Source organism: Moorena sp. SIO2C4 (assembly GCF_010672485.1).
GTDB lineage: Bacteria > Cyanobacteriota > Cyanobacteriia > Cyanobacteriales > Coleofasciculaceae > Moorena > Moorena producens.
Genome location: NZ_JAAHGN010000146.1, coordinates 1 through 10419, shown reverse-complemented (window position 1 = coordinate 10419; position 10419 = coordinate 1). Strand labels below are relative to the sequence as shown.

The window sequence follows — 10419 nt, the reverse complement described above, 5'->3', positions numbered from 1 at the left end:
CCGGAGACGAAACCTTAGAGAGTGGAGCCTTTATAGTCGGCAGGTTATGGGTAAAAGGTAACGGCGCTTTTGTAATAAGGCTCCACTCTCTTACGGTAACTTCAAACCATGAGCGACTGCATCAAGACAATGTTTCGAGATTTTAAATCAGGTGGTTACAGTCTAGAAGGCTCGAAGCTGGGAGCAGAATCTCTAAGCAAGTTAATTATTTTGATAGCAATTGCCTATACTAGTGCAATCCTTCAAGGACGAGAAATCAAGAAAATGGGAATACAGAAATATGTTGTACGACCAGAAACCAAATCGCAATATCGCCGACATAGTGCTTTTTATGTTGGTCAACATCAGTATCATTGGCTGTACCTAGGGCAAATACCCGAAAAAATTGTAGAGGAACTTTTGCAAATTAACCGCCGTTGGGTCAAGCATTATAAAAAAGGTAAGCGGGCTAGGGAACAAGCCCTGTCTATGTTACAAGCTTCGTTGTCCCCCTGCTAGCTTTTCGCACAGACAAGATTAAATTGTCGAAGCTTCTTAACATCAGTTTCGTTAGGCTTCTGACCTTATTCCACTGACCGTTCTGCGTGGCACGATATATCCGTTTCCTCAGATTCTTAACATTCTTAACCACTGATTTCCAGTCAATCTGTGACCAGTCCTTAAGTTGTCCAGAGTCTCCGATAACCACAGTGGTTTCCATCTTTCAATCTCCGTTTTAGTTTCAAGGAAATCGTTCATATCGTTTGAGACCTCTCAGAAGTGGGCTACCATTTTCAGGTGGTGTGATGTTGGGATGGACCCTCAACCCTTATTCCTTGCATTACACAGGGACGTTCGCTTTATCTGACTTCCTTTACCCCCTAGACGGTTAGGCTTTGATTACTCTCGGCTTACTTTCAAGTTTCGACCTCAAGAAAGAGTCTATTGGGCTTACCGTGTTTCGCTTTTGATGACCTTCGAGAAGGTTAGGGTTCGACTCATACTCCGATAGCTTTTTGGACTTCTTTGTTAGACAGCGAAACTTCTAACAACCAGCTATGTACCATTAAGGTTCACGGTGTGTCAGCCTGATTTCACCTTTCCGTATATCACGGAGCTAGATTAGTCGTTCACTTATCGTTAACCCTTCCTTTTCTTCCTCTTGCCATTACCACTGATTTAGGCTATCAGTTTGTTGGCTTTTGTGGTCTGCACTCCAACGGTTTCATTGCTTACTTTCGTCGTGACCAGACTCTTTCGAGCCCTTTACATGAGGACTGGGGAGAAGTACCCCAGAGAGAGTCGGCTCTCTATTCATCAAATGCGACTTTGCACGTCGGTCGGGTAAGGTTTGTAGATTACTCTACTCCCCTCCCCTAAGAACCGGACTTGACAGTTACCCATCATCCGGCTCAAGCCTTACTTCAAGCCTTCTGCTTGGTTTTCTTTTTCCCATGAAGAAGCTTGTGACAAGCTTTATGAAGATGTACAAGGTTGTCAGCCAGGTTAGAACCACCTTCTTTTATGGGAATTATGTGATGGGTTTCGATTTCTTCGTCATTGCGTAACCAGTCATTACAGATTGGACATTTATACCCATTTATCCTAGCTACTTGGTCATACTTGCTATTTTTTTCCCAGAGGGTTTTGTTAGCTTTTAGACTTCTTTTTAGCCAGTATTCTTTGAGAATCGGGTCATCGGGTGAGTTGCTCCCTTCTATTTTGACGTGTCTCACAATGGGTGTTCCTGCGACATCATATATTCGCAATTCTGAGTTTCTTCTTTTGGATGTGGACTCACTTGAGAATACCCAGTCTCTTGTGGACACACTCCACGGAGTTTTCTTGTATATCACCTTGAAGTATTTGTCCTTGACCCATCTTAATTTACGCTTTTTGTGTCTACGCCTTGCCCAATCCCACAGATATTTCCATACCCTGTTACCTACGTAACTGAGTATTTTCTTTGATGTGCAATGTCTGTAGTAGTTAGCCCAACCTCTGAGAATCGGATTCAGTTTATTGATTAATTGTTCTTGGCTTTTTCCGTTAAATGCTTTGACAGTTTTCCCAATTTCTTGGCAGAATGAGAGAACTTTATTTTTGGCGGGTTTGGTCAGAAGTGTTTCATTCTTTCCTTTCCCGAACATTCTTACGTTAAAACCCAGAAAGTCGAACCCTTGGGATATGTGGACTATCCTTGTTTTATCATCGCTTATTTCTAAGCCTCTTTCTGATAACCATGCTTTGAGCTGGATGAGAACTTTTTCCAGTTCTTCTTTTGTTTCTGCCGTGACCACAAAGTCATCGGCATATCGAATATATCCGAGTTTGTATACTTTTCTTCTCTCTCCTTTCTTGTTAGATCTTCCTCTTATTCCACCCCAGTTGTTGAGCTTTTCTTCCAATCATTCCAATCCGATGTTGGCGCTTTTTTGGACTGATGACTCCCCCTTGGGGTGTTCCTTTATTGGTTTCGTGATATATTCCTTTACTTATATATCCAGCTTTCAACTATCCTGCTACTATTTCCCTGCCTGGAGCAGAGTCTATTTGTTTCATGATAGTTTCATGGGCTAGGTTATCGAAAAAGCCTTTTATATCCGCGTCTAGAACCCATCTATCCTTTCCTCTGGAATTTAGTCTGTTTACCACTTGCTCTATGGCATCATGGCAACTTCTACCTGGTCTGAACCCATAAGAATTAGGTTCAAATATGGCTTCCCATTCGGGTTCTAGGAGATTCTTTACTATTGCCTGCATGACTCTATCCTTTAAGGTTGGGATGCCTAGAGGACGTTTCTTGCTATTTGACTTAGGAATGTATACCCTGCGTGCTGGTGACGCTTTGGGTATCTTCCACTCATTGACAAGTTTCACTCGTTGGCTAGGTGTTGTTGCCACCTCCTTATCGACACCTGCTGTTCGCTTTCCGGTATTTATCTGAGTGATTTGTCTGACAGATAGTAGTAAGTTGGCGTAGCTTTTCAGCATCAGTTTCTGTAACCTTCTCAGTTGCTTCCACTGACCAAGCTTTTTGGCACGAAAGATTCTTCGACGCAGGTTTCTAACAATCTTACGGGCTTTCTTCCAGTTGACCTGGCTCCAGTCTGTAAGTTGTGCCGTCTGTCCATTTACCGGGCTATTACCCCGTATCAAACTTTTCATCAGGTTCGATTCCTTATCTTTCGTTTATCTTTCGTATAAGACCCAAGGGAAGTCTGCTATTACTTTCGTTCAGGGGCAAAGTTTGAACCCCTATCCTCCGTATTACCAGAGGCGTTTGCTTTTTCCCTCATCCTCTACCCCCCAGAGAGTTCCGTCCTTGTTGCCTCAGACCTACCTTAGATATCGACCTTCTAAGGACTCTGTGGGGCTTACCCTGTTGTGTCAAGTAAATTTATTTCTCCTTCGGATGATGCCTCTTCCACGGATGGGAGTTTTGTTTACACGGCTTATAGAGAAACTAGCTATAGGCCCAGGGCAAACGCATCTAATCGCTAGAAACTAGCTCGAAAAAGCGTTTGAATGACTCGAAAATTTTAGCTGACCTGAAAATTTTGACGGGAACAGATAAAACTGGTATAATATTTGTATCGCTTATACAAAGGGTAAGTATTGTTTTAGATAATTAATATATATTGACAGCATAATATCAAGCTAGACCTTTTAGTCTAAACCGATGGCAAATTGCCAAACTCCATTTAGTGAGTTAATTGACTTATTAACTAAAGCTTAAACACCTAAAACTTTGAGGAGATAATCGTTATCCCATCCAGCTTTTTTTCGTTTAGTTTTAATTCCCGTTGTTTCTGTACTTTCTTGTTTTAATAAATTCAGAGCTATTTGTCTAATAATGGCTAAGTTTTCGGGAGCGTTATCTTTTCTGATTCGAGAATCATCTTCTGAAAATTGAACATCAAGCACCCAATGTAGTTGATTTTCTATACCCCAATGTCCCCGAATAGCCTTGGCTAATAGTTCAGCATTATTGGTCAGACTACTAACATAGTATCTTCTTTCAAAAGATGTTGTTCCATCTTTTTCTTGTCGGAAATAATCTACCAGACCAATTGAGTTAAGTTTTAACCAATCTCCAGATGGGTCAACCTCTTCTTTAATATTACTGAGCATTTGATAATATCTTCGCTCTTCACGACCGTGACCAATTTTCGACTGCACAAAATTAGTTTTAATACCTTTTAATTTCTGATTAGATGATGAACTATTAAATAAATTTTCTACTCTTTCATAGAGAGAGCATTGATTTTTTTTCAAGGTAATTACATAGTCAGCGTCTTGTGCTACGATTTGTAAGACAATTTCTTTTTGACATCCCATCGCATCAATAGTGACGATGCATCCTTTCAGAGCCAAAACTTTTAGAAGTTTTGGAATAGCCGTAATCTCATTAGATTTTTCATCCACTTTTACTTGTCCTAAAACTAGTTGATTAGCTGTCGCCCAAGCACTGACCATATGAATAGCTGGTTTGTGAGAACTTTTCTGATAAGAATGACGCAGTGTTTTTCCATCAATAGCTACTATTTCACCAGAAGTGAGCTGACTAATAGATTGAATCCATTTGAGAAAGCATGACTGTAATTGTTCCGGGTTTAGTTTCGCAAAAACTCGAGCAAATGTATCATGAGAAGGAATTCCATTGGGCAGTTCTAAAAACTTTTTGAGCCATTGATATTTGGTTTTTCCGTAAAGTTCTATGTCTACCCAGGTGTCTGCACCACTAATGACTGCACAGATAGTAATCGTAATAATATCTATTAATTTATGTAGTTTAGTTCGATCTACTCGCGGGTCTTTTAAGTCACTGAAATGCTCAAAAATAGTGGTTTTAGGTCTCCGATTCATGGCTGAGGATTTCACGAAACTACCTGGGATTTTTAGTCTTCCATCATTTTGACATAATTTCAACTCTAATTTTTTTTGGAAAGCTCGTAACTTTTATTAAGTTTATTGACTTATTCTTACGAAGAATTGATTTGGGTATCACTACTTATTTAGACAGCATATCCCCTGTTAAATTTTCAGTACATAATCTTGGTCATTGGTCAACAAAAAATTAGATGCGTTTGCCCTGGCTATAGGCCCTACCCACTTGGCTTTTGCCTTCAGCGTGTCAGGTCTTTACGCTGGTCATGAGATTACGCGGTTTATTAGCATTTCATTTTTTCATTCATCCATATCGGAGAAGCCCTCTAGCTCCTAACCGGGTTTGACCTTACCTAGCTTCGGCTACATTCGTGACTCTGCATATTTCCCTTTCGTTACCAAAAGGTATTGAGTCCAACCTAAAAGGTTGTTTTACGTGAGGGTAGGTGGTGTAAATTACCCTGGGGAGTCGGCTCCCCGCTTTACTTGACCAGTTCAGGTCGCGCCGCTTCCCCTCATACGGCTCCTCATCAAACGGAACCATTGTCATTGGTACCTCTCTAGGACGGGTTCTTGTCTAACTCTTTCAAGTTGATTTTGTTCCGTGCTTTTTGTCGTGACAGTGGAGGTGTAATAACTCTAGATTTTTGTCTAGGTCTTTTCCTCCTAGTGCGCGTGGTATAATGTGGTGTTTTTCCAACAAATCTCCGTCCCTGAAGGTAAGACCACAATGAGCACATTTCCGGAAACGAAACCTTAGATAGGGTCGCCTTACTACAAAAGACTTCAACCTTTTACGCATAACCTACCAACTATAAAGGCTCCACTATCTTACGGTAACTTCAAACCCTTTTTGCCGTTTCAAAAGTTTTCCAATTGAACTGGTCATCTCGGGGTGTTTTTGCATTCTGGTACTCCAGTAAATTAAGTCACCATCATAGCAGGGTAAGCGCAAGAAAATTTATAGGTTCGATATGCTAGAGTTTAAGGGAATGGAGGCTTCTAAAACCTTAAGCATATACCTTGTATCCATGCTGGCTCGTTTAGCTTTTTGACGAGTACTACGTTTATAACTCGTTTCTCGATTGAGTAGATTGATGCTAAGCGCGCTTGAGTAAAGCCATATTCTGTGGAGCATGCCCTGTACGAATCCGGCTGCTATCCTCCCCAAAAGTCACATCTAATACCCAATGCAGTTGGTTTTCAATGGACCAGTGTTGTCGGATAGCTTTGCCCAACTTCTGAGCATTGGGCGGCAAAGAAGTAAGGTAGAACATGACCTCACGGGTAGTCTTATTCCACAAATGACGGGTGCGAATAATCATCACGATAGTCTTTAATCCAGACCACTGGGACTGTTTGTACAAATCGAAGTCTATCTGTTCGAGAGAAACCGCCCAAACAGCCGCGCTTTTCAGTACGATGGTGCCGGGGATTCTACCCTGACATCATAGCTATACTCGATGCCCTCAAAGCTATGATCAACAGCAGTCTCAAACCATTGCAATACAAGCTCGAATAAAGTGGGATGATTCCCTTTGAGAGCCAAAATATAATCAGCACCTTTGGCACGAATACTATGGGCGTTTCTGTAGCTGAGTACCCATAGCATCGATAGTAATGATGCACCCACAGATGTCCAATAATTCTAGTAAAGCTGGGATGGCTGTAATTTCATTAGTTTTATCTTCAACTTTAACTTGCCCAAGAAACAACCTATGCTCACTCGCCCAAGCACTCACCATATGCAATGCAGATTTTGACTGGTTGCGGTCATAGGAACTCTTGAGTTGTTTGCCATCAATGGGGATAACCTGTGCTCCGGGCATCTGTCACCAAACTACTCAACCAACTATTGAAACGTCGCCTCAATGCACTCGGAGATATCTGCTCAAACACTCGTCGGTATGTATCTGCTGAGGGCATCCCATTTGGCAATGGTAAAAAGCTCGACAACCAATGCTGGTGGCTGATCCCATAGGTTTCGATATCTTCCCACCCTGTCGCGCCCCCGATGGTAGCTAACAGTGCAATCATCACAATGCTCACAAATGGATGGAGCACTCCTTGTTTACCTCGCGGATCACTGAGGTGATCAAAATGCTCGAGCATTTGCGGCTGTTGCTGTTCACAATTTAGGGCAGGCTGTACTGGCAAGGATTGGCCACTGGTTGCGGTTGAGTTAGTGGGTTGATCGAAGCCTTTAACCATTTGATATTTTTATTATCACATTGTTTCCCTTAGCATATTATGAGTTCGTTTTTCTTGCGCTTACCCTGGTATGCCATCCAGCTTGGTCAACAACTAAAACAATGTGTTTATCATCACCATTATTAAATTCAGCAGCAAATTCTGCCAAAACCCGATTAAATAGCTCAGTATTGACATAAGGCAGAATCCACGCCTTAGTTTCGACCGTACACGGGTGTGCAAAAGCATACAACCATAACCACTCAAATCTCCAATTGACATGGGCAATTGGCCAGTCACCTTCTGGTACATAAATGCGTCGAACCACAGGTTTGAGTCCCAGGCGATGTTCATCCTCACACCATAATTGCACATCTGCATTCGGGTAAGTGCTTTTGATTTGCTCAAGGTCGGCGGCTAGTTTTTTTTCCAGGCTTGTTGCTCATGCATAGTCGCTTTTAGTATGAGCAGGTCTCGGAACCCTCAACCTAAAAGTCATTTGTCGTAGTATCTGCCATCCTCTTTGTCTGCTGATGGACTTGCCCGTCACAGATGTTAGCCAGTCTGCCACTTTCCGACCATTCCACAATCCCCCATCTGGAGCTTGTTCTTGCAAAACTTGCCATAACTGTGCAAGTTCTAGATCTCCTATTAATGGCTTGGCTCCTTGATTTTGTTTTCTGCGTTCCCGTAGCGTGGCTTTTGGCCAATCGCCTAATCCTTCAGCACCCAATTGGTTGTATCTTTTGATTAATGCATAAATCCCGATTCTACTGTAGCCAGTTATTTGGACTACTTCCTCTGTTTTTTTTCCTTGAGCGAGTAACCAGATCACCTGATACTGCCGACTTTCTATGGCACTTTTGGCCTGGCGGTAACCCTGTTGGAGTTCCTCAATGCAAAGAGTGTTCGGTGATGGTAATTCGTCTTGGCATTACAAAGATGCTGCACTCTCCACTTTTATTATAAGTGATTAGACGGACATGATATTATTGGGAAAACCTTGGCCTTTCGGCCACGCTTTCGGCAAAGCCGACGCTGCGCGAACGCGAACAACATTCAACCTGCCAACATTCAACTGATCAAACCTGTCAACATTCAACCTGCCAACATTCAACTGATCAAACCTGTCAACCTTCAACGGATCAGACCTGTCAACCTTCAACCTGTCAACCTTCAACCTGTCAACATTTAACTGATCAGACCCGCTAATTTTAAACTTTTCATTGTTAGGAACCACGCGCAAAGTGACACTGCCTTCTTGAGCTCACGGGGTGACAACCCCGTGAAAACCCAACCAGATTGAGATTTTCAGGAATTGATGGTAGAAAAAGATCGGTCTTGAACTTGTGAGCCAGACCGATCAAAAAATGATATTACCTGAACTATATCTTACTCATCTATCAAAATACTTCAGTGAGGCTCAATTAATCACTTTAGAAATCTTGGTGTGGCTACTGCAAATCCATAAACAGATTAAAATTGAAAGGTTAGCCGCTCATTTTCCCTTACCAATTAAGTCCGAAAGTCGCCGTCGTCATCTTCAAAGGTTTTTAAAGTTACAGTTTTTGTCAGTATCTCTGATTTGGTTACCAATTATTAAAACAATAATCTCTAATAAATATCAAAAAAAAGAGAGGTTATATAAGCGTGTTGGATAGAACTCAATGGCAAGATAAAAACTTGTTTATGGTGGGGGTAATTATTGGAAAACGGGCACTGCCAATTTCCTGGCATTGTCTTGATGCAATAGCGAGTGGGGGAAACCACGGCAGTCGCTCATGGGGGAGATCCCCAAGACCGCGCTGCCTCCCCAAGACCGCGCTGCATCGCTTTCTCAACAAAAGAGGTGCCAGTAATTGTGATGAGCAAAAAGCAATACTAAGACCAGTATTAAAGTTATTGAAAGATTACGAACTCGTGATCTTGGGAGACATTCGGTGCGTCTTGCATTTCGAGGAAACCTCGAAATTACGCACCGAGAATTTCACAGCGTCATCCTAGCTAAATGGCTGAGGCAAAAGAAAGTGTACTTTGTCCTTAGACAAAAAAAGGACACAAATGTGAAAATAAATGGGCAAGACTATCAATCTTTAAGTGCTTTCAAAAAATCTCCAGGACAACGACGATTTTTGACGAGCATAAAAGTCACCAAAGAATGGGAATATTCTCAAGTTTACATGGGAATTTATTGGAAGAGAAAATATCGAGGTATGGGAGAAGCTGAGCCTTGGTACCTTTTAACTAACTTACCCAGTTTAGAGTCAGCAATCAAAAGTTATAAAAAACGGGTAGGTATTGAAGCCATGTTCCGTGATTGTCAAACAGGTGGTTACAATTTAGAGGGATCTAAAGCGAAGATTGAACGTTTAAACAGTCTAGTTTTGTTGAACGCAATTTCCTACACTATTGCCACGTTCAAAGGATATGATCTTAAAATAAAAGGTCACCAAAAGTATATTGGTCGCTGTCGAAAATTTAAGCAAAGTTTTACAAAAAATAGTAATTTTTGGATAGGTTTATATGGGACGAGTTGGATAGTTTATCATGAGTTTATGAAAGAGTGTGTGGATAAATTAATAAGATTAACTCCTAATAAGCTCCCTTTTTATCTCCAGGGTCAACGGGCTATGATTATTATACAGCAATCTTTTTAGCTCTCTTGTCACCCCGTGAGCTTCTTGAGTGAATTTGATAGCGTTTCCCAGTAAATTAATCAAAACTTGGCGCAATTTTCCCTCATCTGTTTTCACATATCGAGGAAGCTCTGGCTCTCGGTAAACGATGAGCTGTAAGCCTTTGGAGGCGGCTCGCAGTCCTAACATCTCTTCGAGACTATCCAGCAGACGATACAGGTCAAAGCTAGTTTCATTTACAGTTATCTGACCTGCCTCAATTTTGGACATTTCTAATATGTCATTGATCAAGTTCAGTAAATGCTCACCACTGCGACTAATGATTGCTAGATATTCCTGATGTTCCTGATTCAGCGATGAGTCACGGTTCATCAATTGGGTGAATCCTAGGATAGCATTGAGGGGGGTGCGCAGTTCATGGCTCATATTGGCAAGAAATTCGCTTTTGGCTTTGTTAGCTTCTTCAGACTTAGTCCGCGCTTTTTCGGCTTCTTTCATACTTTCAGCAAGTTGGACAGTACGTTCTTCTACCCTAGCTTCTAAGTCCTCATTGAGTTGCTGCAAGACCCGGGAGGCTTGTTTGCGCTCAGTAATGTCATGAAAGAACACTGAAAGACCATTAATACCTGGATAAGCTTTCACGTCAAACCAACGTTTGGTCGGTGGATAGTATTCTTCAAAGGTGACAACAACCTGTGCAGCAACCGCCCGATGACATTCCTGG

The 10419-nt window shown here is 41.8% G+C and carries 10 protein-coding genes and 4 pseudogenes; 5 read left to right on the top strand and 9 right to left on the bottom strand.

Translation table 11 applies throughout. From position 1 onward, the window contains the following. Positions 1-108: 108 nt before the first annotated feature. Positions 109-498, top strand: coding sequence for a hypothetical protein (locus F6K20_RS10650; RefSeq protein ID WP_131827096.1), 390 nt, complete (start codon positions 109-111; stop codon positions 496-498). Here F6K20_RS10650 and F6K20_RS10645 read toward each other — a convergent pair. From F6K20_RS10645 to F6K20_RS10615, 8 genes and pseudogenes are all read right to left on the bottom strand, one after another. Beyond that, entirely contained in the window at positions 467-700 is a 234-nt protein-coding gene (locus F6K20_RS10645; RefSeq protein ID WP_071986980.1) for a reverse transcriptase N-terminal domain-containing protein, read from the bottom strand. The genes F6K20_RS10650 and F6K20_RS10645 overlap by 32 nt on opposite strands. A gap of 703 nt (positions 701-1403) precedes the next feature. Continuing rightward, a complete protein-coding gene (locus tag F6K20_RS10640; protein ID WP_008190990.1) occupies positions 1404-2387 on the bottom strand; it encodes a group II intron maturase-specific domain-containing protein in 984 nt (327 codons plus the stop codon). A gap of 106 nt (positions 2388-2493) precedes the next feature. Next, positions 2494-3147, bottom strand: coding sequence for a reverse transcriptase N-terminal domain-containing protein (locus F6K20_RS10635; RefSeq protein ID WP_008190992.1), 654 nt, complete (start codon positions 3145-3147; stop codon positions 2494-2496). Positions 3148-3714: 567 nt separating this feature from the next. Beyond that, positions 3715-4848 (bottom strand): ISAs1 family transposase, encoded by a 1134-nt coding sequence (locus tag F6K20_RS10630; RefSeq protein ID WP_008190995.1) that lies wholly within the window; start codon positions 4846-4848, stop codon positions 3715-3717. A 619-nt stretch (positions 4849-5467) separates the two neighbouring features. Then, positions 5468-5611, bottom strand: a pseudogene (locus F6K20_RS39885) (HNH endonuclease); the annotation flags it as partial. Between the two features lie 105 nt (positions 5612-5716). Then, positions 5717-5809: pseudogene (locus tag F6K20_RS40585) on the bottom strand (HNH endonuclease); the annotation flags it as partial. A gap of 21 nt (positions 5810-5830) precedes the next feature. Beyond that, a pseudogene (locus tag F6K20_RS40580) lies at positions 5831-7080 on the bottom strand (ISAs1 family transposase). Between the two features lie 70 nt (positions 7081-7150). Next, positions 7151-7994 (bottom strand): annotated as a pseudogene (locus F6K20_RS10615) (IS630 family transposase); the annotation flags it as partial. A 68-nt stretch (positions 7995-8062) separates the two neighbouring features. On the opposite strand from F6K20_RS10615, the gene F6K20_RS10610 reads away from it, so the two are divergent. The 4 genes from F6K20_RS10610 to F6K20_RS10595 all read left to right on the top strand — a co-directional run bounded on the left by F6K20_RS10610 (position 8063) and on the right by F6K20_RS10595 (position 9716). Further along, the gene (locus tag F6K20_RS10610) at positions 8063-8254 is read left to right on the top strand and encodes a hypothetical protein (RefSeq protein WP_131827098.1); all 192 of its coding nucleotides are present in this window, start codon (positions 8063-8065) and stop codon (positions 8252-8254) included. Positions 8255-8408: 154 nt separating this feature from the next. Beyond that, positions 8409-8720 carry a hypothetical protein gene (locus tag F6K20_RS10605; protein ID WP_008191007.1) on the top strand — a complete coding sequence of 104 codons (312 nt, stop codon included), beginning with the start codon at positions 8409-8411 and terminating at the stop codon, positions 8718-8720. Beyond that, positions 8710-9063, top strand: a complete 354-nt coding sequence (locus F6K20_RS10600) for a hypothetical protein (protein WP_287294628.1) — start codon at positions 8710-8712, stop codon at positions 9061-9063. The genes F6K20_RS10605 and F6K20_RS10600 overlap by 11 nt, the downstream gene beginning before the upstream one ends. Beyond that, complete coding sequence (locus tag F6K20_RS10595; protein ID WP_353736743.1) at positions 9000-9716, top strand: transposase; 717 nt, start codon at positions 9000-9002, stop codon at positions 9714-9716. Before F6K20_RS10600 ends, F6K20_RS10595 begins: the two co-directional genes overlap by 64 nt. On the opposite strand, the gene F6K20_RS10590 is transcribed toward F6K20_RS10595, so the two are convergent. After that, positions 9645-10419, bottom strand: a 775-nt coding sequence (locus F6K20_RS10590) for a histidine kinase dimerization/phospho-acceptor domain-containing protein (RefSeq protein ID WP_287294624.1), incomplete at its 5' end; no start/stop codon positions are given. The genes F6K20_RS10595 and F6K20_RS10590 overlap by 72 nt on opposite strands.